Genomic DNA, 22,326 nt, shown 5'->3' with positions numbered 1-22,326 from the left:
GAATCCTCTCCATGTCCAAAGCCATCCGCATCCACGCCAATGGCGGTCCGGAAGTCCTGATCCATGAGGACACCGATCCTGGCCAGCCGGGTTCGGGGCAGATCCTGATCAGGCATACCGCGATCGGTCTCAATTTCATCGACGTCTATCATCGCTCGGGTCTTTATCCGCCGCCCGGCGGATTTCCGCTCGTTCCGGGCAGCGAAGCCGCCGGCGTGGTGCTGGAAGTCGGCGGGGGCATCGACTGGCTGAAGTCGGGCGACCGGATTGCCTATGCCGTGACGACCGGCGCTTACGCGCAAGAGCGCGTCATCGATGCCAGCAAGGTCGTCAAGGTACCGGACGGCATCAGCGACGAGCAGGCCGCCGCCATGATGCTGAAAGGCATGACCGCGGAATATCTTCTGCGCCGCACCTTCAAGGTGAAGGCGGGCGACACCATCCTGTTTCATGCCGCGGCCGGCGGGGTCGGCCTGATCCTCGGCCAATGGGCGAAGCATCTCGGCGCGACGGTCATCGGCACCGCCAGTTCCACCGACAAGATCGAACTCGCCAAGGCGCACGGCTTCGACCATGTCATCAACTACAAGGAGCAGGATTTCGTCGCCGGCGTAGCCGCCATCACCGGCGGCAAGAAGTGCGATGTCGTCTACGATTCGGTGGGTAACGACACATTTCCGGCCTCGCTCGACTGCCTGAAGCCGCTCGGCATGTTCGTCAGCTTCGGCCAGTCCTCGGGACCCATCCCGCCGTTCTCGATGTCGCTGCTGGCGCAGAAGGGCTCGCTGTTCGCAACCAGGCCGACGCTGTTCGTCTACAATGCCAGACGTGAGGACCTCGATGCCTCCGCCGCCGCACTGTTCGAGGTCGTGCTCAGCGGCGCCGTCGAGATCAAGATCAATCAGCGCTATGCGCTGAAAGATGCCGGCAAGGCACATGCGGACCTTGAAGGCCGCAGAACGACAGGTACGACCATCCTGGTTCCCTGACGGCAATCTGCCTGGGTTTTCAGCGCGCTGCCGCAGCCGCGAGCATGGTTTGCCCGAAAAGCCGGCCCGCCATATGCTTGTGCGAAGGAAGGCTGATCTTTGCCCTTGAGTTTCCGCTGAAATTCTTGAAGCTCTTTCAAGTTGGGTGCTGCTTTCGCACGAGAGCCGGCCGCGCATACGATGCTTGCGGGAACACAGAACATGTCCGGTAATCCGGATGGGAGGCACTGTGAGTGCAAATCATGATGGGGCGAACCTGCTCGAGGTTCGGGGCCTGACCAAGATATTCGGCACGCTGACAGCGTGCGATCATATCGATCTCAACATCGCCAAAGGTGAAATCCACGCTTTGCTCGGTGAGAACGGCGCCGGCAAATCGACACTGGTCAAGATGCTGTTCGGCTCGCTGGAACCCAATTTCGGCGAGATTTTCTGGAACGGCCAGGCAGTGCGGATCACCAGTCCAGGCGTTGCCAAAAAGCTCGGCATCGGCATGGTTTTCCAGCATTTCTCGCTGTTCGAAGCCCTGACGGCCGCCGAGAACATCGCGCTGTCGCTGGATGACGGCTCGCCGATCGGCAGCATCGCGGCCAAGGCGAGGGCGCTTTCCTACAGCTACGGCCTGCCGCTCGATCCGGAATCGCTGGTCGGCGATCTGTCCGTCGGCGAGCGCCAGCGCATCGAGATCATCCGCTGCCTGCTGCAGACGCCGCAGCTCATCATCCTGGACGAGCCGACATCGGTGCTGACGCCGCAGGAAGCGGACAAGTTGTTCGAGACGCTGGAACGCTTGCGCGCGGAAGGCAAATCGATCCTCTACATTTCGCACCGGCTCGAAGAGGTCAAACGCATCTGCGACCGCGCCACGGTGCTGCGGCACGGCAAGGTGGTCGGTCACTGCAACCCGCGCGAGGAGACAGCCTCATCGCTCGCCCGCATGATGGTCGGCAACGAAGTGCAGGCCGTGGTGCGCGCGCCGGTCGAGGGGATCGAAACCGCGCAGCCGCTGCTCGAAATCCTCAACCTCAACCGCAAGCCGGCAACGCCGTTTTCCATTCCGCTCAAGAACATCAGCCTCAATGTCCGCGCTGGCGAGGTGATCGGCATTGCCGGTGTCGCCGGCAACGGCCAGGGCGAGTTCTTCGAATCCGTCTCCGGCGAGGTTTTGCAGCAGGATGCCGCTTCGGTGCGCATCCGCGGCAAGAACGCCGGCAGCCTCACCATTACCGGGCGGCGCCTGTTGGGGGCCGCGTTCGTGCCGGAGGAGCGTCTCGGCCATGGCGCCGCGCCGCGCATGAAGCTCTCGGAAAACCTCCTGCTGTCGCGCCATGCCACGGACGGCAAGGCTTTTGTCGGCAGCGGCGGGATGGTCAAGAGCGGCGCCGTCTATGCCGCCTCGCAGCGCATCATCGAGGCGATGGATGTGCGCAAGAGCGCCCCGGATCCTGAAGCGGCAGCACTTTCGGGCGGCAATCTGCAAAAATTCATCGTCGGCCGCGAGCTCGATCGCCGGCCAAGCGTGATGGTGGTGAACCAGCCGACCTGGGGTGTCGACGCCGGAGCCGCAGCGCACATCCGTCAGGCCTTGATCGAGCTCTCTCGCAGCGGATCAGCGGTGCTGGTGATCAGCCAGGATCTCGACGAGCTGTTCGAAATATCGGACGCGATCGCCGTCATGCACAATGGAGAATTGTCCAGGCCGATGCCGATCGCCGAAGCGACTTTCGAGAAGGTCGGCTTGCTGATGGGTGGCGCCGAGCCCGGCCACGCCGAACATACGCTGGAGACGGCATGATGCGCCTCGAACTCGTCAAACGCCCGCAGCGCTCGGCGCTGTTTTCGATGCTGTCGCCGTTCATCGCCTTCGCGCTGACCATCATTGCCGGCGCGGTTCTGTTCGCGCTGCTCGGCGTCAACCCGCTGAATGCCTTCCATATCTATTTCATCGAGCCGATCAGCCAGGTCTGGCAGTTGCACGAGTTGGCGATCAAGGCAGCGCCGCTGATCCTGATCGCTGTCGGCCTGTCGGTCTGCTACAAGGCCAACATCTGGAACATCGGCGCCGAAGGCCAGTTCATCTTCGGCGCAATCTTCGGCTCGATCATTCCCGTGCTGTTCCCGCAATTCGATGGCCCGCTGGTGCTGCCGCTGATGCTTCTGCTCGGCATGGTCGGCGGTGCGGCCTACGCGGCGATCCCGGCCTTGCTGAAGACCCGGTTCAATACCAACGAGATCCTGACCAGCCTCATGCTGGTCTATGTCGCGCAGCTCTTCCTCGACTGGCTGGTGCGGGGTCCCTGGCGCGATCCGCAGGGCCACGGCTTTCCGCAGACGATCCAGTTCGGCGACGCGGCCGTGCTGCCGGAACTGATGCCCGATGCCGGGCGCGCCAATTGGGGGTTTGTGTTTGCCCTGGTGGCCGCGGTGCTGATCTGGATCCTGATGGCCCGCATGCTCAAGGGCTTCGAGGTCCGCGTGCTGGGCTCCAGCCCAAGGGCAGGGCGCTTCGCCGGCTTCGGCCTCAACCGGATGGTGTTCTTTGCCTTCCTGCTATCGGGAGCGCTGGCCGGCCTTGCCGGCATCTCCGAAGTTTCCGGCGCCATCGGGCAACTTCAGCCCGTGATTTCGCCCGGGTATGGCTTCACGGCCATCATCGTTGCGTTCCTCGGCCGCCTCAATCCGCTCGGCATCGTCGCCGCGGGCCTGGTGCTGGCCCTGACCTATCTCGGCGGCGAGGCCGTGCAAAGCGCACTCGGCATTTCCGACAAGGTGGCGAGGGTGTTCCAGGGCATGCTGCTGTTCTTCGTGCTCGGCTGCGACACGCTCATTCATTACCGCATCCGCTTGATCGGTCTGGCGCTGACGAAACAGGAAACGCCCGCGAAGCTCGAGGCCGCACCAAAGTTGAAGGAAGCCCGCTGATGGACATCACCGTCAACATCCTCCTGACCATAGCCACGGCGGCGACGCCGCTTTTGATCGCGGCGATTGGCGAACTGGTGGTCGAACGTTCCGGCGTGCTCAACCTCGGTGTCGAAGGCATGATGGTCATGGGCGCCGTCGGCGGCTTCGGGGCCGGCTATCTGACGGGATCGCCCTGGATCGGCCTTCTGGCGGCGATCGTCGTGGGCGCGCTGTTCTCCTTGCTTTTTGCCGTGATGACGCTGTCGCTGGCCACCAACCAGGTGGCAACAGGCCTGTCACTGACGCTGCTTGGTCTCGGCCTTTCCGGCATGATGGGAACAAGCTTCGTCGGCCAGCCCGGTGTCAGGCTGCCCAATCTCGATATTCCCGGCCTCAGTTCCATACCGGTCGTGGGCAGGCTTCTTTTTGGCCAGGATCCGATCTTCTACATTTCGATCGCGCTGACGGCCGCGGTGATGTGGTTCCTGTTCAAGACGCGTACCGGCCTCACGCTGCGCTCGATTGGTGACAGCCATGCCTCGGCGCATGCGCTCGGCATCAAGGTCATTCGTTACCGCTATCTCTCGGTCATCTTCGGCGGTGCCTGCGCCGGTCTCGCCGGTGGGCATCTGTCGCTCGTCTATACGCCACAGTGGGTCGAGAACATGTCCGCAGGCCGAGGCTGGATCGCGCTCGCACTGGTGGTGTTCGCGTCCTGGCGGCCATGGCGGGTACTGGCCGGCGCCTACATCTTCGGCGCGGTGTGGATCGGCCAGCTTCATGCACAGGCTTTTGGCATTCCAGTGCCCTCGCAGATGCTTTCTTCTCTGCCCTATCTGGCAACCGTCGTGGTTCTCGTTCTAATCTCGCGCAACAAGCGTCTGACGATGATGAACACGCCGGCATCCCTGGGGCAGCCATTCGTTCCGGATCGTTGACAACAAGAACAAGACGGGAAGCTCCAAGGCTTAACTCAGAGAGGTAACACAATGAAAAAACTGCTTATTGCCCTGATGACGACGACAGCGGCTTTGTCGCTGGCCGTGTCTGCGGAGGCCGCCGACAAGTTGAAGGCCTGCTGGGTCTACACCGGCCCGATCGGCGATTTCGGCTATTCCTACCAGCACGACCAGGGCCGCCTCGAGGTCGAGAAGGCGCTCGGCGACAAGGTCGAGACTGCTTACCTGGAAAACGTCTCCGAAGGCCCCGATGCTGACCGTGCTTTCGAGCGCCTGGCGCGCGAAGGCTGCAAGATCATCTTCGGTACCTCGTTCGGCTTCATGGACGCCGAAGTGAAGGTGGCCAAGAAGTTTCCCAAAGTGATGTTCGAGCACGCCACCGGCTACAAGACCGGGGACAATCTCGGCATCTACAATGCCCGCTTCTATGAAGGCCGCTATGTGCTCGGCCAGATCGCCGCCAAGGAATCGAAGTCCGGCGTCGCCGGCTACATCGTCTCCTTCCCGATCCCGGAAGTGGTGATGGGGATCAACTCCTTCATGCTCGGCGCGCAGTCGATCAATCCGAACTTCAAGGCCAAGATCGTCTGGGTCAATTCGTGGTTCGATCCGGGCAAGGAAGCCGACGCCGCCAAGGCGCTGTTCGACCAGGGCGCCGACATCATCGTCCAGCACACCGACTCGACCGCGGCCCTGCAGGTGGCCGAGGAGCGCAAGCTGCACGGCTTCGGCCAGTCGTCCGACATGATCAAGTTCGCGCCCAACGCGCAGCTGACCTCGCTGACGGACGAATGGGGTCCGTATTATATCAGCCGCGTGCAGGCGGCCATCGACGGCACCTGGAAGCCGGACAATGTCTGGCTCGGCATCAAGGACGGCGCGGTCAAGCTCGCGCCCTACACCAACATGCCCGACGACGTGAAGGCGATGGCCGAAGCGACCGAAAAGAAGATCGCCGGAGGCTGGAACCCCTTCACCGGGCCGATCGCCAAGCAGGACGGCTCGGCATGGCTGAAGGACGGCGAGGTCGCCGACGACGGCACGCTGCTCGGCATGAATTTCTACGTCAAGGGCGTCGACGACAAGTTGCCGCAATAGGCAGCACGCCACGTCTCTATGGGAAGGGCGCCGCGAGGCGCCCTTTTTCATTTGGATGGTGAACTTGACGGAAGGCTCAGACAGCCGAGCCGTAGAGATCGTAAGCGTCCGCGCGCTCGATTTTGACGGTGACGATGTCGCCGGCGCGCATCGGGCGGCGCGACTGGATGTGGACCGAACCATCGATCTCGGGCGCATCATATTTGGTGCGACCCTTTGCCGAAGTGCCGTGCGCCTCGTCGATCAGCACCGGCAGACGCTTGCCGACCTTCCTGGCCAGCTGCGCTGCCGAGATCTTCTGCTGGCGCTGCATGAAACGATGCCAGCGCGCTTCCTTGATCTCCTGCGGCACTTGCTCAAGCCCGAGCTCGTTGGAGCGGGCGCCTCTGACCGGCTCGTATTTGAAGCAGCCGGCGCGATCGATTTTCGCTTCATCCAGCCAATCGAGCAGCATCTCGAAGTCGTCATCCGTTTCGCCGGGGAAGCCGACGATGAAGGTCGAGCGGATGGCGAGATCCGGGCACACGTCGCGCCAGCCGCGAATGCGCTCCAGCGTCTTTTCGCCATGGGCGGGCCGGCGCATGTTCTTCAGCACCTGTGGCGAGGCATGCTGGAAGGGGATGTCCAGGTAGGGAAGGATTTTTCCTTCGGCCATCAGCGGGATGACGTCGGCGACGTGCGGATAGGGGTAGACATAATGCATGCGCACCCAGATGCCGAGCTTGCCCAATTCCTCCGAGAGATCGAGGAATTTCGCCCGCACTTCGCGGTCGCCGAACATGGACGTCTGGTACTTGATGTCGATGCCGTAGGCGCTGGTATCCTGCGAGATGACGAGCAGTTCCTTGACGCCGGCCTTGGCCAGTTTCTCGGCTTCGCGCAGCACATCGGCGGCCGGCCGCGAGACGAGATCGCCGCGCAGTGCCGGAATGATGCAGAAGGTGCAACGGTTGTTGCAGCCTTCCGAAATCTTCAAATAGGCATAATGGCGCGGCGTCAGCTTGACGCCTTGCGGCGGCAGCAGGTCGATGTAGGGATCGTGTGCGGGAGGGGCGGCCTCATGGACCGCGGCCATCACGCTCTCATAGGCCTGCGGGCCGGTGATCGCCAGCACGTTGGGGTGCTTCTCGCGGATCACGTCCGGCTCGGCGCCCAGACAGCCGGTGACGATGACCCTGCCGTTTTCCTTCAGTGCCGAGCCGATGGCGTTGAGCGACTCGTCGCGGGCGGAGTCGAGAAAGCCACAGGTGTTGACGACAACGAGATCGGCGCCGTCATGCTTGCGGGCGATCTCGTAGCCCTCGGCCCGCAGACGCGTGATGATGCGCTCGGAATCGACAAGGGCTTTGGGACATCCGAGACTGACGAAGCTGACGCGTGGGGCGGACATGGGCAATTTTCCAATGGACGCGAACCGGAAACACCGATCCGGCCCGCAGTCTCAACATATGATGGCTTGCATGGCTCCTGGCAGGAGCTCAATTTGGGCGGCGCAATAGCACGGCTTGCTCAATCAGGCAAACGGAGCCCTGCGGCCCGACATTTGCGTCAGTGCCCGCTTGACCCGAACCAGGGTGACAGGAAGGCGAAATGATCGGGGAATTGCTGCACGGCTCCGTCCAGCAGCATCTTGACCGCGACATAGAGGATGATGACCAGGCCGATATAGGCAATCCAGCGGTATTTGTGCAGCAAGCGCGCGACGAACGACGCCGCAAAGCCCATCAACGCGATCGACAGCGCCAGTCCGACAATCAGCACCGTCGGATGGTTCATAGCCGCTCCCGCGACGGCCAGAACATTGTCGAGCGACATCGAGACGTCGGCAATGACGATCTGCCAAGCGGCCTGCGAGAAGGTTTTGCTCGGCCCCTTGCCGCCAATGACGCCGTCCTTGTCGAAGTCGCCGTTCGACAGCGCTTCGGTGGCGTCGCGCTCGTCGTCGTGGCTGACACGCAATTCGCGCCACATCTTCCAGCAAACCCACAGCAAAAGCAGGCCGCCGCCGATAAGCAGCATGGGACCAATGGTCAGCAGCCATTGCGTGATCAGGGCGAAGAAAATGCGAAGAACGGTGGCCGCCGCGATGCCGACAAGAATGGCTCGCTGGCGCTGGCTGGCCGGCAGGCCGGCAGCGGCAAGGCCGATAACGATGGCATTGTCGCCCGCGAGCGCAAGGTCGATGGCGATGACCTGAAGGAGAGCCGAAAAGCCCGCGGCGGTAAATATTTCCATCGACCTGGAAGCCCTTCGTCGAGTGTTCGTCGTCGATCGTCCGAACGGGCCTAAAGGCATGGTCCGCTGGCGTCAAGTGCGGCAACGGGCAACGCTGGAAAACCATTTTCGTGGCGGTGGAATTGCGGGAGGTTCTCGACAGCCGCCGGCACAAGCCGGAGGCGGCGCAAGCCCGCGAGAACCTAATCGTAGAGATTGTATTTCGCCCAGTCGGCTTCCGGAATCTCGTCGCCGATCCGATAGCGGAGCTGGAGAACTTCCATGTGGTCCGGTCCCGTCTGGCATTTGAATTTCAGCCGGTACCATTGCCCCTTGCTGCGGAACGCCGCACCCGGACTCCGGATTGCGTCGGCGCTCATCTCCGGCGTCGCGAAGGCGTAAGCGACGACGCGGTCGGCCTTGAACTTGCGATCATCGTGGGTGATCCGGTCCAGGATTTCGGCATCGCAACGCTGTTCGAGGCGGGTTTGCGGATCAAGTTTCATCAGCCCGGCGCGCAAAGCGTTGTCCATCGCACTGGCCGGAAAGGCCAGCGTCAGGGACGCAATGGCCATCATGCAGAGTGTCTTCATGGGCGGGACAAGCAACATGTTTTGTCTGAAAAATCAACCAATAGCGGCGGTTCATGCTCGGCAAACCCCGGCATTCAGAGGTCCGGCGCAATCAAAATCTCGTGTCGGGCTTCATCGTGAGCGACCTGCGGCCAACGAACCAGCGAAGCTCGGCCGGCATCCGTGAGATCATAGAGACCACGCTCGACCCTTGCGAACCAGCCATAGACATTGTGCTGAAGAATCTTCGGCGCGATCGACGTCAAGGCTTTCAGATCGCGCGGCCGTTTGGGGCCGTCCGCAAGCGCGGCGGCGCAGGCGAGGGCGCTCTGCCGGTAGGCGGTCATGATCGGAGTGCGCGATCCGCCGCCAGCGACAGGATCGCCGCGGCGGCGCTGATGCTCATCGACAAGGCGAGAACGCCGTCGCGCATTTTTGCGCGGTGCCTGGGCGACCGGACTGAGAAGCACTTCGACCCTGTCATTGGCGGTCACCGCGAGCAGGCCGAAGCCAAGCCGACGGCAGAGATTGCGGAACCTGGCATCGCTTTCGCGCCCCTTGCCCCGCGCCGACATGCGCGCTGCCAGCCAAACTTCATCGCAAGCAGCCGCACGGTCGACGCCCTGCAGAACCAGTTCGAGATTGAACTGCAGCTTCAGCTCGCAGATAACGACGATCGGCGGCTCTCCCTCGCGCAGCGCGACGATGTCGCAACCGCCGATTTCCCCTTTCACGACGAAGTCGAGGTTTTCGAGGAAGCGCTTCACCGGCGCGTAGAGTGAGGTCTCGTTCATGCCTCGAGGCTTAGCCGATTCGCCATGAAAGGCCTCGGCACCGTGGCCCCGAACTCATCTGTCGACATGCTCGATGCCCGGCGTGTCCGGCAACCAGCCTGCTTCGACGCTCGGCGCTGCCCGTTTCGACGGCTTCCTGTGAGGCAAGAACGGATAGCCGAGCTGGCCGAAATAGCTGGAGGGGATGGGATCATCGACGCCGTATTTCTCGGGCAGCTTGTTGCCGGTGGCATTGTAGGTGCCGAATATCACGTCGAGGAACGGCAATTGGCCGGCGAAGTTCTTGTCGTAGGCTGTGCGCTGGTTGGCATGGTGCCAGCGATGGAACTGCGGGCTGGCGATCAACCACTTGAAGGGGCCGAACGCAATCCGCAGGTTTGAATGAACAAGCATCGTGTGGCCGAAGTAGATAAGCGAAAAGACGGCGAGTGAGGCGTCGGAGAAGCCAAGGAGGTAGATCGGCGTCAACGATATTGCCTTTGTGACGATCGCGTCGACCGGGTGGGAATGGAAAGCGCCGAGCCAGTCCAGCTCCTCAATGCCATGGTGTATCGCATGGAATTTCCAGAGAGCGGGGATTTTATGGAAGGCCCGATGCGCCCAATAGACGCCGATATCGGTGATCAGGATCATTTCCGCAACCTGCAGCCAGATGGGCTGGCCGCTGACGGCCCGCGTTACCGATTGCGGGACAAGGATCGCGGCGGCTTCGAGGGTGCCGAGCGCCATCATGGCCATGGCTGCCTTTATGACGAAGGTGTTGAACAGCACATAAATCAGATCGACATCCAAGCCTTTGCGGAGGACCTTCTGCGGCTGCTCGGCAAACAGATGTTCGAACGGAATGAAGATCAGCGCACAGATCAAAAGCGCCTTGATGCCAAAGATGTCCATCTATCGCCCAGCCTGTCGCCGGCACGCCGCCAGCGCTTCAACTCCTCAGCAGAACCACATCTCCCTTTCCAAAGGCTGAAGGGATCTCCGATAATGCTTATGGCCGGCATGTGATCGCCACCGATGTCGCAAGACCGCGAGACGCGTACCGATCGTCCTTGCGAAGGGCGTACGCAGCCATCTGTCCTTGTGTCACATCGGTGTCGCAACCGCGCGATATCTGGACAATGCGCGCTTGTCGAACGCAGCGCAACGCGCGTCCTTCCAGGACTAACCCCTCCGGTCCCTGCCGGCGGGGTTTCTCATTTTCAGAACCATATTGTCGGTCGCGAGTTGTCCTTGCTATTGTGGCATTGCGGTCAGCAGGGACGCCCATCATGGATGCAAGCGAAATGAGTGCGATCGGCGATACCCTCATGAGGATCGTCACGCCCGACATGTCTCCCAAGCAGCTCGTCAAGGCTGCCCGGAAAGCGCACCCCAAGGCCTCCAAGAAGGATATCGCCAGAGCAGCCTTCTTTTCGATCATCGCGAACGCCGACCGGGACATCGGCAAGGCCAGGAACCTGCAGGCGTTTGCCATCGCGGAGCGCACACAGCAGTCCGACTGAGCAAGGTGGCGACCTTCGCCTTTGTGCAACATGCGGGCGGCCCGGCGAGGAGGGGTGGGACGCCGCCGGGCCTGACCAGCGGTGTTGGGTTGGGATGATTACCCGCCAGCTTGACCGTTAATACGCCAGCTTCCAGAAACGGCATCATTCAAACGGCGGGAGACGGTCGGGTTGCACCAAGCGTCGGGGCCACCAGACGAACGCGCAGCGAAAAGCGACCGAGCCAAAAAATCTGGCTGACATGTCTCCGGCTAAAAGCCAAATAGCAAACGCCGATCGTTTGCCGGGCGGAGCGGTTGCGGCGGCTGTTGGGCTAACACGCTATCTCACGGTCCCGTCTCAGGGAACCAATCCGCTGCCGATCTGTTGTTTTGGCAGCGTGGAGATGTCCCCTCAACTCCTAGCCGAATGGCCCGCTGCGCTCCTCCCGGAGGCGGCGGGCTTTGCTTTGTTGGAACCCGAGCCCCCCGACTTTGTTTTGGTAGAGAACAGGAGGCGCATGTGGAGCCAAAGTCATCACGCGAACTGCCAGGTCCAGAACCCCGCAAGGACCGAGGAAGGGACACCCGAAAAGCGATTGCCAAAACACCTGACAAGGCCAATGATTGGGACCGTGATGCCGTGCATGGAGATGGCGACACGATCGACATTCAGCCTGAGCCGGGCGCGGAGTCGAAATAGCCGTCTACGGTTGGGTCGCCCCCGCAACCAACTTCGCCGCCCATCGTTGACCTATGCTGGTTGATCCCAGCACTCCAGAACTTGCCCGCCGGTTCCCACCTGGCGGGCCTTTTGCTGGTGGGTTGAAAAATATGTGCCGGTCATGAAGGCTCGGAACTGGTCCGCTTCCCTGTTATCGGTTCGCCCCTTTGAACTGCCTCCTGCCCCGGCCGAAGGCTTTTTTGCACCCGCGCAGCTGGGAGGTGCCGCCATTGGAACCAGCCGGGAAACAACGCGGTCGGCACGGCGATAGTCCAGAGGGAACAAGCGATTGCTAACGCATAGCAGTTGGCCGTGACATCATCACAATGACGGACGATTTACCCCGCCACATGTGAAAGCTTCACAGGGCGTATGAGGGGAATGGCCGGTGAAGGATCAAATTGTCGGATCACTTCGGTACCATCCGAAGCCTAAATGCATCGCGTGGCTTCCAGCGTCAGCAACGCTGGAAGCCGAGCGAACGGAGCGAGACGCCAAGACCGCTGGCCTCAGGCGACTGAGGGCTTACTCGGAATGGCTCGTTCGCGACGATCTAGCCTCGATGCGCGATCAGGTAGACTGCTCGACTCTTCTGTAGAGTGTCAGCCGGCTGTGGCACGGCCCACGCCTTGCGAGAGGGAGCTAGAGCAGGACTCGCTGCTATAGCGCTTCCCATTGCGGTTTGCCGTTTGCGGGCTGCCAGGGCGCTGGCGATGTCATCGAAGGCGGCGCATTCCATGCTCAGAGCATAAATCGAAACGGATTCGCTATCAGTCTCCTGTTTGTCACGCTGAGCGGACTGGCTCCGCCCGGCGGGCTTTTTTGGCTCCTATGACGTCCTGCGGTTTTTTGAACCGGGAGCGCTAGGTGGAATGGTGCGGAACGATGGATGTCGTTCGTTCTAGTTGCAACAACTGCAGTAACGGTTGATTCAACCATTGCTGGTACTTATTCCATTGTATGGTGGCGGCTCCGACAGTGCGGCGGGGGCTGGGTTGCCGGAGCCGCCTGCGCAGTCCGGTTGGGATTTGACCGCGCTGTCTCAGAATAGGACAGCGCGGTCAATGATTCGTTAATCGTGACAGTTTCGCCGGCCGGGCGTGCCAGCAGTAATCTATAACTTTCGACGGTGGCAATGATCGCCTTGGACGCAAAGGAACAATTCCGTTCGTCGGGAGCGGCCCGCCGGCTTGGGTTTCTCCCGTTTTATTGCGCTCTCGCCTCCACCCTCTCAAGACACTGAACGGGAATGTTAGGCCATGTCGCCTTGGCGCATTCCGATGCCGTAACGGCCACCACGGGCTCGCCTTGCACACTGGCCGCTTGGGTAGGCGTGGATGCAAGGAGGAATGTTTGCGTCAGGAGGGCTGACAAGGCTGCAACTTGAACAAGCACGGCGGCAAAGGCGATTTTCTTGAGCATGCCGAGAGAACGCGGTGGATAGCTACCGGTTCCCTGTGCCCACCATGCCCAAAATCATCGTGAATGGTAACTACGAGACGCTTTACGGCGCTTGCAGTCACCCCTTATCGGCTCTCAAATCGGCGGCCCCAGATGCCCGTCTCGAACTCGACCATGGCACCCGCGGATGATTTGGTGAAGATGTTGCGGCACCACCGCAGCCAAGCGGGCAGGGGATAGCGGTGGGGTCCCTATCTGATTCATAGAGGTTGTGGCGGAGGGAGTGGGATTCGAACCCACGGTGAACTTGCGCCCACGCCGGTTTTCAAGACCGGTGCCTTAAACCGCTCGGCCATCCCTCCAGCTACTGCCGGCCACTGCTCTAGTGTGCCCGGCAAAGGCCTGTCAACCGGCTTGCATGAGCAGGTCGCTCCCTGAGCCTAGGGCAAGGACAGACAGCGTCACAATCTTGCCCGGTTCCGGCCACAATCGGTTAATACCGTGATAAACAATTCCTGCGCACAAAGGAGCGGGGTTCGAGGCGTCGTTGGCATTGTCGAGTGAGTGCTTTGGCTCCTCTGATGGTCGGATGCGACGTCTTCATAAGATTTAGGGGGCAATCAAGAATGCAGGCTGTGACGCACCCGCGTCTTCGTCGCGTTGCCACGGTTGCGTTGCTTGCAGCGTCGGCTGCATTGCTCGCCGCTTGCGCGTCGCAGCCCGAGCCGAAAGGGATGGTCTACAAGAAGACCCGCTCCAAGGAATATTTCGCCGAGACCGAATATGGGGTGAAGGCCAGTCCGCGCGCTGCCTTCATGCGGCGCGGCGGCGGTCGCGACCAGCTTGGCAAGCCCTATCAGGTGCGCGGCAAGTGGTATTATCCCAAGGAAGACAAGAAGTACGCCAAGGTGGGTCTGGCATCATGGTATGGCGACGCCTTCCATGGCCGGCTGACCGCCAATGGCGAAGTCTACGACATGGCGCATCTGACGGCGGCGCATCCGACCATGCCGCTGCCCAGCTATGCCCGCGTCACCAACCTCGAAACCGGCAGTTCGGTCATCGTGCGCGTCAATGACCGCGGCCCCTACCATGAGGGCCGCATCATCGACGTCTCGGAGCGAGCCGCGCAGATGCTGGACTACGACAAGGTCGGTACCGCGAAGGTGAAGGTCGAATATGTCGGCCGCGCGCCGCTCGACGGCAATGACGACCAGTACCTGATGGCCTCTTACCATCCAGGCAACCGCATACCGGACCCATCGGACGGCCTGCCGACCGGCGTCATGGTGGCCATGAACGGGCCTTCGCCGAGCCTTCCGGTCGGCGCGGCCGCCGTGCCGTTTCCAGGTCAGCTGACCGATGCCGCGGCACCGATGCAGGGACGGATGGCCGCGCAACCGGCCTTCGGCGATCCGGCGCTGCCCGATTTTGGACCGATCGTGCCGGAACGGCCGCAGATCAGCCTGCCGCCGCAATCGCCGTTCGCCATGGCGTCGCTGTCCTATGCGGATGAACGCGTCCATCGCGCGGATGTCTTTGCCGCCCTGGACGACAGCGGCATGTCGCCCGCAGACATCCTGCGGTCGTGGAAAAACACCGGCCGCCAAGGGGCGCCATCCAGTGCCGACTATGTCGCCGCCGGCACGTTCGACGACGCCACCGAAGCCACACGTGTGGCCTCGGCACTAAAGCCCTTCGGCAGAATAGAAATCCAGCGCTCCGATCTCGACGGCAATGACTGGTATGCGGTCAACCTCTATCCGGACGGCCATGGCGGTCTGGACGAGTTGCTGAAGGCGGCGTGGTCTCATGGCGCGCCCGACGCGCTGGTCGTGCGCGACTGATCCAGCGCCGGTTGCGCCCGGCAGTTGATCCCTCACCGAAAAAGCCCGATAGTTTCGGGACGCCGGAGGGGCCGGCCAACGGGTCGATTTTCATGCAGTTTCGCTTGCTACAGCCTTTCGCCGTTTTTTTTCTCCTCAGCCTCCTGCTTACGCTTTCGCCGGCCCAAGCGCAGCTTTTCGAGACCAAGGCCGCGCAAGCCTTCATGATCGATGCCGATACCGGCACGGTGCTGTTTTCGAAAGATGCCGATAAACCCATTCCGCCGGCTTCGATGGCCAAGCTGATGACGATGGAAGTGGTTTTCAACGCCCTCAAATCCGGGCGCCTCAAACTCGACGATACGTTCGTGGTCAGCGAAAACGCCTGGCGCAAAGGTGGCGCGCCGTCGGGAACCTCGACGATGTTCGCCAAGCTCAAATCGGCGATCCGGCTCGAGGACCTGATCCAGGGGGTGACCGTGCAGGCCGCCAATGACGGCTGTATCGTCATCGCCGAAGGCATGGCCGGATCCGAGGACAATTTTGCCGGAGAGATGACCGAACGTGCGCGCCAGATCGGCCTCAAGACGTCGACTTTCGTGAACTCCACTGGCCTGCCGGCCGACGGCCAGCAGACAAACGTGCGCGAATTGGCGCAGCTCGCCCTGCATCTATGGCGCGAATACCCCGATTTCTACCGGTATTACGGGTTGAAGGATTTCACCTGGAACAAGATCTCGCAGAGGAACCGCAACCCGTTGCTGGCGATGGACATCGGCGCCGACGGCCTGGCTGTCGGCGCAAGCGAGACATCCGGTTTCGGCATCGTGGCTTCGGCCAGCCACAACGGCACGAGGGTGATCGCGGCGATGAGCGGGCTGGCAAATGACAAGGAGCGCGCAGAAGAGGCACGCAAACTGCTCGATTGGGGCGTTCGCTCGTTCGAGAAGACCGAAATCTTCGCCAAGGACGAGGTGGTCGGAGAGGCCCAGGTTTTTGGCGGCATGAAATCCGGCGTGACGCTCAAGGCAAAAGGTCCGATCGACATCTTCCTGCCGATCACCAACCGCGACAAGCTGACGGCCAGGATCATCTACACCGGCCCGGTCGCGGCACCGGTGGAAGAGGGGCAGCGGGTGGGCGCACTGCGCGTCTGGATCGGCGACACGCTGAGCCAGGAGACACCGTTGTTCGCCGCCGAGTCGATCAGCGTCGGCACGTTGCCGCAACGCGCTCTCGATGCCGTCAAGGAACTGGCGATCGGCTGGCTTCGATAGCGCCGACAGCATGGACGTTTTCCCGAACGCGGACTATCTACAGCCCAACAATCCACTCGAACACGAACAAAGGCCCTCGGTTGGCGCGCGGTTTTTTCATCACCTTCGAAGGCGGCGAAGGCGCAGGCAAGTCGACACAGATCGAGCGGCTGGCCACCAAGATGCGCGCCAAGAAGTATGATGTCGTACGGACACGCGAGCCGGGCGGCTCGCCGGGCGCCGAAGCGGTCAGGCATGTGCTGCTTTCGGGTGCCGCCGAACCGTTCGGGCCCAAGATGGAAGCGCTGCTCTTCGCAGCCGCGCGTTCCGACCACGTCGAGCAGGTCATCCGTCCGGCGGTCGAACGCGGCTCCATCGTGCTTTGTGACCGCTTCCTGGATTCCTCGCGTGTCTATCAAGGCGTTACGGGTGGGATCGATCCGGCATTCATGGCCATGCTGGAACAGGTCGCCATCAACGGCATGATGCCCGACATGACGCTGATCTTCGATATCGACCCGGCCGAGGGTTTGAAGCGCGCGACATTGCGGCGTGGCAGCGATGCCACAGCCGACCGCTTCGAAAAAGAGACGCTGGCCATCCACCAGGCCCGCCGCGAAGCGTTCCTGGCGATCGCCGCGGCAGAGCCGGAACGCTGCATCGTCGTCGATGCGTCCGCCGATCCGGACACGGTGGAGGATGTCGTCACGGCGACCGTGTTCGCGGCACTGGAGGCAAGGGCGTCCGAGCGCAACAGGCAGGTCGCACCCGTATGATCTTCGAACGCATCGCGCCGGAACAGCATGATACGTTGGACGGTGTGCCGGAACCCTCCGAAACACCGCGTCTGGTCGGACACGGGCAGGCCGTCACCATGCTTGCCGCCGCCTATCGTGCGGGAAAGCTGCCTCATGCGCTTATCTTCGCCGGTCCGGTCGGGATCGGCAAGGCGACGCTCGCCTTCCATCTCGCCCACCACCTTTTGAAGCATCCGGCCTTCGACCAGGCGCCTGGCAACCTAGCAGTTCCCGATCCGGCCTCGCCGCTGTTTCGCCAGATCGCAACCGGCGCGCATCCCGGCGTACTGCATCTGACCCGCCCGTTGAACGACAAGACCAAGAGTTTCAAGACCGTCGTCACCGTCGACGAAATCCGCAAGGTCAGCCGCTTTCTGTCGCTGACTTCGCATGACGGCAGCTACCGGGTGGTGATCGTCGATCCGGCCGACGACATGAATGCCAATGCGGCCAATGCCTTGCTGAAGAATCTCGAGGAACCACCGGCACGGACCCTGTTCATTCTCATCGTCCATGCACCCGGCAGTCTGCTGCCGACGATCCGCTCGCGCTGCCAGGTGGTGCGGCTGACACCGCTCGACGCCAACGAACTGATGGCGGTGCTGGAGACAGCGGAGCCGCCGCCGCCGGACGATCCGGCCGCGAGGGCTGCATTGGTCGGGCGGGCAGGGGGCAGCGCCCGCAACGCGATCCTGTTGACGCAGTATGGCGGGCTGGAGATCGCGCGGACGCTGGATGGACTGGTGGCGACGGGAAAGAGCGATATTGGCGGCGCCTATCGCCTGGCCGAGGCGGTCGCGGGCAAGGACCAGGCGATACAGTTCGACATCTTCAATCGCCGGGCGCTGGACCTTCTGTCGGATGCGGCAAGCCAGGCGGCGCGGGCTGGCGATCTCAAGCGGGCCAAAATGCTGTCGGACAGTTGGCATGAGGCGCTGGACGCTATATCTGAGACGGACACCTACAATCTCGACAAAAAGCAGCACGCCCTGACCATGATCGACCGCCTGAATTCTGCAATGCGAATGTGACGGGCCTTTTTTGGTGCATGCCGTTGCCCCTTAAACCGGGGCCACTTTTGGGCGGCATGCACTGGTCTCGGGATGGCAATCGCCATTCCGATGCGATATCCACCGCCACGGCCTCCATTCAGACATTCATGACGGTTCATTCATGTCACGCGACACATTCTACATCACGACCGCGATTTCCTATCCGAACGGCAAGCCGCATATCGGCCATGCCTACGAGCTGATCGCCACCGACGCGCTTGCCCGCTTCCAGCGGCTCGACGGCAAGCAGGTCTTCTTCCTTACCGGCACCGACGAGCACGGCATCAAGATGCTGCAGACAGCCAAGCGCGAAGGCATTTCGGCGCGCGAACTGGCCGACCGCAATTCAGCCGAGTTCAAGCGCATGGCGACCGCGCTCAACGCCTCCAACGACGATTTCATCCGCACCACCGAGGAGCGCCATTACGCCGCTTCGCAGGCGATCTGGAAGGCGATGGCCGCCAATGGCGACGTCTATAAGGGCGGCTATGCCGGCTGGTACTCGGTGCGCGACGAAGCCTATTACGGCGAGGAAGAGACCGAGGTCCGTCCCGACAATGTCCGCTACGGGCCGCAGGGAACGCCGGTCGAATGGGTCGAGGAAGAGAGCTATTTCTTCCGCCTGTCGGCCTATCAGGACAAGCTCGTCGCGCTTTATGAAGGCCAGCCCGACTTCATAGGTCCGGCCGAGCGCCGCAACGAGGTGATGAGCTTCGTCAAGTCGGGACTGAAGGACCTGTCGATCTCGCGCACCACATTTGACTGGGGCGTGCCGGTGCCCGGCGACGAAAAGCATGTCATGTATGTGTGGGTCGACGCGCTGACCAACTACATCACCGGCGTCGGCTATCCCGATGAAAAAGATGAGAAATGGAAGTTCTGGCCAGCCGATGCGCACATCATCGGCAAGGACATCGTGCGCTTCCACGCGGTTTATTGGCCGGCCTTCCTGATGTCGGCCGGCATCCCGCTGCCGAAGCGCGTTTTCGGCCACGGCTTTCTGTTCAACCGCGGCGAGAAGATGTCGAAATCGGTCGGCAACGTCATCGACCCGTTCACCATGATCGAGCATTACGGCCTCGACCAGGTACGCTACTTCTTCCTGCGCGAAGTGCCGTTCGGCCAGGACGGCAGCTACAGCCATGAAGCGATCGTTAACCGCACCAACGCCGATCTGGCCAACGGTCTCGGCAATCTGGCGCAGCGCTCGCTGTCGATGATCGCCAAGAATTGCGGCGGCGTGGTACCGAAGCGCGGCGACCTGGCGGAAGCCGACAAGGTGATCCTGGATCAAGCGATCGACGCTCTCGCCACCGCGCGCAAGGCAATGGCCGAACAGGGCATCCATCTGGCACTGGCGGCGATCTTCGGCGTGGTTGCGGAAGCCGACCGGTATTTCGCCGGACAGGAACCCTGGGCGCTCAAGAAAACCAATCCCGAGCGCATGGAAACGGTGCTGTGGACAACGGCCGAAGTGGTCCGGCGCGTGGCGGTTCTATGCCAGCCCTTCATTCCGGGCTCGGCCGGCAAGCTGCTCGACCTGCTGGCGGTGCCGGCGGACAATCGCGAGTTCGTGCATGTCCACGCCGACCACGCGCTTGTTTCCGGGACGGCGCTGCCTGCGCCGGAGGGCGTGTTTCCGCGCTATGTCGAACAGACGGACGCGAACGCCTGATGCTCGTCGACAGCCATTGTCATCTGGACTTTCCGGACTTCGCCGAGGAGCGGGCGGTCATTGTCGCCCGCGCTAAGGCGGCCGGAATCGGCCGCATGGTGACGATCTCCACGCGCGTGAAGCGGTTCCAGCAAGTTCTTGAGATCGCGGAGACTTTCGACGAAGTCTATTGCTCGGTCGGCACTCACCCGCACAATGCCGCCGAGGAGCTCGACGTCACCACCGCCAACCTTGTCCGCCTGTCCACTCACCCAAAGGTGGTGGCGATCGGTGAAGCAGGTCTCGATTATTTCTACGACAAGGCACCGCGCGATGCGCAGGCGCAGGGTTTTCGCGCTCATATCGCCGCCGCCCGCGAGACCGGGCTGCCTCTCGTCATCCATTCACGCGATGCCGACGACGACATGGCCGCCATTCTCGAGGACGAGACAGGGAAGGGCGCCTTCCCGTTCATCCTGCATTGCTTTTCGTCGGGACGGCGGCTCGCCGAGGTCGGCGTGTCGTTAGGCGGCTATGTGTCGTTCTCGGGTATCCTGACCTTCAAGAACTCCGTCGAATTGCGCGCCATCGCCGCCGATCTGCCGCGTGACCGGCTGCTGGTCGAGACCGACGCGCCATATCTGGCGCCGGTGCCGTTCCGCGGCAAGCGCAACGAGCCGGCTTACGTCGCGCAAACCGCCAAGGTGCTGGCCGAGACAATCGGCGTCAGCGAGGCTGAGATCGCGGCGGTGACGACCGATAATTTCTTTCGGCTGTTTGGAAAAATGCCTCGCCAGCAGGCGCTCGAGACATGAGCGACCGGCTGCGCCTGACAATTCTCGGCTGCGGGTCGTCGCCAGGCACGCCGCGCATCACCGGCGACTGGGGCAATTGCGATCCCACCAATCCCAGGAACCGGCGCATGCGCACGGCGGCGCTTGTCGAGCGCATTGCCGCCAATGGCGGCCGCACCACGGTCGTCATCGACACCGGCCCCGATTTCCGCGAGCAGATGCTGATGGCTTCAGTCAGGCGCATCGACGGGGTGATCTACACGCATCCGCATGCCGACCACATCCACGGCATCGATGACCTGCGCGGCTATGTGCTGGAACAACGGCACCGCATCGGCATCCATGCCGACGAGCCGACCATGCTGCGGCTGCGCGAGGCGTTCGGCTATTGCTTCCAGACGCCGGCAGGCAGTTCGTATCCGCCGATCGTCGACGCCCACATCATCGATCATACCAGGCCGGTCGTGATCGAAGGAGAGGGGGGTGCCCTCACCTTCGAGCCGCTGCCCCAGATCCATGGCGACATCATTTCGCTGGGTTTCCGCATCGGTGGGCTCGCCTACTGTCCCGATGTCAGCGACTTTCCCAAGACCACCGCAGAACGGCTGCGAGGTCTCGACATGCTGGTCATCGACGCTTTGCAATACAACACGCATCCAAGCCATCTTTCGCTTGGCCAGGCGCTGGACTGGATCGAGGCGGTTTCGCCTGGGAGCGCCGTGCTGACGCACATGCACGTGCCGCTCGATTACACCGCCGTGATGGCCGAGACGCCCGACAATGTCGAACCAGCCTATGATGGCATGGTGATCGAAATCCCATACGAGTCAAACCGCTAGAGGCTGCTGCTCAGTTGGCGTTTCAAGTCGTCGTTTGAACGCTCGACCATGGGTTCGAGGTCGTGAAGTGCCGGTGGCGCCCATTCACGATGATTGCCGACAGCGGTCGGAACCGCAGCAATTCCCCGGCCGCGCTACGTGCGTAGGTTCCATAATCTATCTTATGCGACTTTTATCACAACGTGAAAAGCATCTCGAATCCATCTCACAGCCCTGCTTCACAGCCCGGGCTTCCGAAGCAGACCGGACCAAAAGCGTCTCAAACTCGCGAATGAAACTAGCGCACGCCGCTCCATGCCGCGGTATTCGATCCTGTCGCGACCGACCGCTTCGTCATTCCAGACCAATTCAAAGGCGATGCCTTTGAATCCGAGCTCGCCGATCTGACGCACGATGGTCTCTTGCAGATAGATATCGGATAGTCGCACGCCATCGGGCCGCTCCGGCAACTTGAATATCTCGGCCCCGCCGATGGCCTCCGGCCGAAGGACGAGATTTTCGATCATCATGATACCGCCATCGTCAAACCGGACGGTTCTTGAACGTTCTTCGTCCATCGCATCGACCACATTGGTGACGTTGAACAGCGATATGGGTTCGTCAGCACGAAGCGACAGGAAGTCACCATACGGTTCTAGAATCGGCCTTAGCAACTTCAACGCCGTGCTCCTCAGAATGAGCACGTGCTCGCCGAGCCAAGGAAAATCGGAATATAGCCGGGGTGTTCCGTCTTCTTGCTCGCGCAGGAATTTCATCCGCGGCGGACGCCATCGCTTCTGGCCCAGGTCGCCGAGGCTCGCGAATAGCTGGTAGTCCTCGGCTTGTTGGGGAAGAACCCATTCCTGTCCCTCCACTACACGCGGACTATAGATTTTCACCCGACCTCCTGACCCGGCGCCGCCGACACCGGCACGTCGCTCGAGACATCGCGTCCGGTTTGGCGGACGCCCGTACCGAGCATATCATGCCA

19 protein-coding genes and 1 tRNA gene are annotated in these 22,326 nt (G+C 61.9%); 13 read left to right on the top strand and 7 right to left on the bottom strand.

The genetic code is table 11. The features are described 5' to 3' along the window. Positions 1-11: 11 nt before the first annotated feature. From FJ954_RS26670 to FJ954_RS26650, 5 genes are all read left to right on the top strand, one after another. Positions 12-989 (top strand): quinone oxidoreductase, encoded by a 978-nt coding sequence (locus FJ954_RS26670; RefSeq protein WP_140619646.1) that lies wholly within the window; start codon positions 12-14, stop codon positions 987-989. 217 nt (positions 990-1,206) lie between these two features. Beyond that, the gene (locus FJ954_RS26665; protein ID WP_181177925.1) at positions 1,207-2,784 is read left to right on the top strand and encodes an ABC transporter ATP-binding protein; all 1,578 of its coding nucleotides are present in this window, start codon (positions 1,207-1,209) and stop codon (positions 2,782-2,784) included. After that, positions 2,781-3,911: an ABC transporter permease gene (locus FJ954_RS26660; protein WP_140664462.1), complete on the top strand. Its 1,131-nt coding sequence runs from the start codon at positions 2,781-2,783 to the stop codon at positions 3,909-3,911. Before FJ954_RS26665 ends, FJ954_RS26660 begins: the two co-directional genes overlap by 4 nt. Next, positions 3,911-4,831, top strand: coding sequence for an ABC transporter permease (locus FJ954_RS26655; RefSeq protein ID WP_015317890.1), 921 nt, complete (start codon positions 3,911-3,913; stop codon positions 4,829-4,831). The genes FJ954_RS26660 and FJ954_RS26655 overlap by 1 nt, the downstream gene beginning before the upstream one ends. 51 nt (positions 4,832-4,882) lie before the next feature. After that, positions 4,883-5,950, top strand: coding sequence for a BMP family ABC transporter substrate-binding protein (locus FJ954_RS26650; protein ID WP_015317891.1), 1,068 nt, complete (start codon positions 4,883-4,885; stop codon positions 5,948-5,950). Between the two features lie 76 nt (positions 5,951-6,026). Here the strand turns inward: FJ954_RS26650 and rimO are convergent, their stop codons facing one another. The 5 genes from rimO to FJ954_RS26625 all read right to left on the bottom strand — a co-directional run bounded on the left by rimO (position 6,027) and on the right by FJ954_RS26625 (position 10,424). Further along, on the bottom strand, positions 6,027-7,340 hold the full coding sequence (gene rimO / locus FJ954_RS26645) for a 30S ribosomal protein S12 methylthiotransferase RimO (RefSeq protein ID WP_140664459.1): 1,314 nt from the start codon (positions 7,338-7,340) through the stop codon (positions 6,027-6,029). A gap of 158 nt (positions 7,341-7,498) precedes the next feature. Continuing rightward, positions 7,499-8,185 carry a TerC family protein gene (locus tag FJ954_RS26640; RefSeq protein WP_023773709.1) on the bottom strand — a complete coding sequence of 229 codons (687 nt, stop codon included), beginning with the start codon at positions 8,183-8,185 and terminating at the stop codon, positions 7,499-7,501. 182 nt (positions 8,186-8,367) lie between these two features. After that, complete coding sequence (locus FJ954_RS26635) at positions 8,368-8,775, bottom strand: DUF930 domain-containing protein (RefSeq protein WP_041163455.1); 408 nt, start codon at positions 8,773-8,775, stop codon at positions 8,368-8,370. A 56-nt stretch (positions 8,776-8,831) separates the two neighbouring features. Then, entirely contained in the window at positions 8,832-9,530 is a 699-nt protein-coding gene (locus FJ954_RS26630) for a DUF2161 family putative PD-(D/E)XK-type phosphodiesterase (RefSeq protein ID WP_015317895.1), read from the bottom strand. A 54-nt stretch (positions 9,531-9,584) separates the two neighbouring features. Beyond that, positions 9,585-10,424, bottom strand: coding sequence for a sterol desaturase family protein (locus FJ954_RS26625; RefSeq protein ID WP_015317896.1), 840 nt, complete (start codon positions 10,422-10,424; stop codon positions 9,585-9,587). A 377-nt stretch (positions 10,425-10,801) separates the two neighbouring features. Between FJ954_RS26625 and FJ954_RS26620 the strand changes: the two genes are divergently transcribed. Next, positions 10,802-11,035, top strand: coding sequence for a hypothetical protein (locus FJ954_RS26620; RefSeq protein ID WP_023784107.1), 234 nt, complete (start codon positions 10,802-10,804; stop codon positions 11,033-11,035). A gap of 2,375 nt (positions 11,036-13,410) precedes the next feature. Here FJ954_RS26620 and FJ954_RS26610 read toward each other — a convergent pair. Further along, positions 13,411-13,500, bottom strand: a tRNA-Ser gene (locus FJ954_RS26610). 264 nt (positions 13,501-13,764) lie between these two features. On the opposite strand from FJ954_RS26610, the gene FJ954_RS26605 reads away from it, so the two are divergent. The 7 genes from FJ954_RS26605 (at position 13,765) to FJ954_RS26575 (ending at position 21,356) form a co-directional block, all read left to right on the top strand. Then, complete coding sequence (locus tag FJ954_RS26605) at positions 13,765-14,985, top strand: septal ring lytic transglycosylase RlpA family protein (RefSeq protein WP_140664456.1); 1,221 nt, start codon at positions 13,765-13,767, stop codon at positions 14,983-14,985. Between the two features lie 92 nt (positions 14,986-15,077). Beyond that, entirely contained in the window at positions 15,078-16,241 is a 1,164-nt protein-coding gene (locus tag FJ954_RS26600; protein WP_140664453.1) for a D-alanyl-D-alanine carboxypeptidase family protein, read from the top strand. A gap of 80 nt (positions 16,242-16,321) precedes the next feature. Further along, positions 16,322-16,996 carry a dTMP kinase gene (gene tmk, locus FJ954_RS26595; protein WP_015317900.1) on the top strand — a complete coding sequence of 225 codons (675 nt, stop codon included), beginning with the start codon at positions 16,322-16,324 and terminating at the stop codon, positions 16,994-16,996. Then, positions 16,993-18,048: a DNA polymerase III subunit delta' gene (locus tag FJ954_RS26590; RefSeq protein WP_140664450.1), complete on the top strand. Its 1,056-nt coding sequence runs from the start codon at positions 16,993-16,995 to the stop codon at positions 18,046-18,048. Before tmk ends, FJ954_RS26590 begins: the two co-directional genes overlap by 4 nt. A gap of 142 nt (positions 18,049-18,190) precedes the next feature. After that, a complete protein-coding gene (metG, locus tag FJ954_RS26585; RefSeq protein WP_140664447.1) occupies positions 18,191-19,744 on the top strand; it encodes a methionine--tRNA ligase in 1,554 nt (517 codons plus the stop codon). After that, a complete protein-coding gene (locus FJ954_RS26580) occupies positions 19,744-20,538 on the top strand; it encodes a TatD family hydrolase (RefSeq protein WP_140664444.1) in 795 nt (264 codons plus the stop codon). Before metG ends, FJ954_RS26580 begins: the two co-directional genes overlap by 1 nt. Continuing rightward, the gene (locus FJ954_RS26575) at positions 20,535-21,356 is read left to right on the top strand and encodes an MBL fold metallo-hydrolase (protein WP_140664441.1); all 822 of its coding nucleotides are present in this window, start codon (positions 20,535-20,537) and stop codon (positions 21,354-21,356) included. Before FJ954_RS26580 ends, FJ954_RS26575 begins: the two co-directional genes overlap by 4 nt. Positions 21,357-21,574: 218 nt before the next feature. On the opposite strand, the gene FJ954_RS26570 is transcribed toward FJ954_RS26575, so the two are convergent. Beyond that, positions 21,575-22,234 carry a DUF1629 domain-containing protein gene (locus FJ954_RS26570; RefSeq protein WP_140664439.1) on the bottom strand — a complete coding sequence of 220 codons (660 nt, stop codon included), beginning with the start codon at positions 22,232-22,234 and terminating at the stop codon, positions 21,575-21,577. Positions 22,235-22,326 lie beyond the last annotated feature (92 nt).

The organism is Mesorhizobium sp. B2-3-15 (assembly GCF_006442875.1).
Taxonomy (GTDB): domain Bacteria; phylum Pseudomonadota; class Alphaproteobacteria; order Rhizobiales; family Rhizobiaceae; genus Mesorhizobium; species Mesorhizobium australicum.
Note: the sequence above shows the minus strand (reverse complement) of the source record. Positions and strands in the feature narration are given on the sequence as shown.

What these genes read in the sequence shown, in the direction of transcription:
- FJ954_RS26600 (WP_140664453.1), top strand. Translation starts at nt 15,078, where the DNA reads ATGCAGTTTCGCTTGCTACAGCCTTTCGCCGTTTTTTTTCTCCTCAGC.
- FJ954_RS26580 (WP_140664444.1), top strand. Translation starts at nt 19,744, where the DNA reads ATGCTCGTCGACAGCCATTGTCATCTGGACTTTCCGGACTTCGCCGAG.
- FJ954_RS26605 (WP_140664456.1), top strand. Translation starts at nt 13,765, where the DNA reads ATGCAGGCTGTGACGCACCCGCGTCTTCGTCGCGTTGCCACGGTTGCG.
- rimO (WP_140664459.1), bottom strand. Translation starts at nt 7,340, where the DNA reads ATGTCCGCCCCACGCGTCAGCTTCGTCAGTCTCGGATGTCCCAAAGCC.
- FJ954_RS26660 (WP_140664462.1), top strand. Translation starts at nt 2,781, where the DNA reads ATGATGCGCCTCGAACTCGTCAAACGCCCGCAGCGCTCGGCGCTGTTT.
- FJ954_RS26655 (WP_015317890.1), top strand. Translation starts at nt 3,911, where the DNA reads ATGGACATCACCGTCAACATCCTCCTGACCATAGCCACGGCGGCGACG.
- FJ954_RS26590 (WP_140664450.1), top strand. Translation starts at nt 16,993, where the DNA reads ATGATCTTCGAACGCATCGCGCCGGAACAGCATGATACGTTGGACGGT.
- FJ954_RS26670 (WP_140619646.1), top strand. Translation starts at nt 12, where the DNA reads ATGTCCAAAGCCATCCGCATCCACGCCAATGGCGGTCCGGAAGTCCTG.
- metG (WP_140664447.1), top strand. Translation starts at nt 18,191, where the DNA reads ATGTCACGCGACACATTCTACATCACGACCGCGATTTCCTATCCGAAC.
- FJ954_RS26575 (WP_140664441.1), top strand. Translation starts at nt 20,535, where the DNA reads ATGAGCGACCGGCTGCGCCTGACAATTCTCGGCTGCGGGTCGTCGCCA.
- FJ954_RS26635 (WP_041163455.1), bottom strand. Translation starts at nt 8,775, where the DNA reads ATGTTGCTTGTCCCGCCCATGAAGACACTCTGCATGATGGCCATTGCG.
- FJ954_RS26625 (WP_015317896.1), bottom strand. Translation starts at nt 10,424, where the DNA reads ATGGACATCTTTGGCATCAAGGCGCTTTTGATCTGTGCGCTGATCTTC.
- FJ954_RS26620 (WP_023784107.1), top strand. Translation starts at nt 10,802, where the DNA reads ATGGATGCAAGCGAAATGAGTGCGATCGGCGATACCCTCATGAGGATC.
- FJ954_RS26630 (WP_015317895.1), bottom strand. Translation starts at nt 9,530, where the DNA reads ATGAACGAGACCTCACTCTACGCGCCGGTGAAGCGCTTCCTCGAAAAC.
- FJ954_RS26650 (WP_015317891.1), top strand. Translation starts at nt 4,883, where the DNA reads ATGAAAAAACTGCTTATTGCCCTGATGACGACGACAGCGGCTTTGTCG.
- FJ954_RS26640 (WP_023773709.1), bottom strand. Translation starts at nt 8,185, where the DNA reads ATGGAAATATTTACCGCCGCGGGCTTTTCGGCTCTCCTTCAGGTCATC.
- FJ954_RS26665 (WP_181177925.1), top strand. Translation starts at nt 1,207, where the DNA reads ATGGGAGGCACTGTGAGTGCAAATCATGATGGGGCGAACCTGCTCGAG.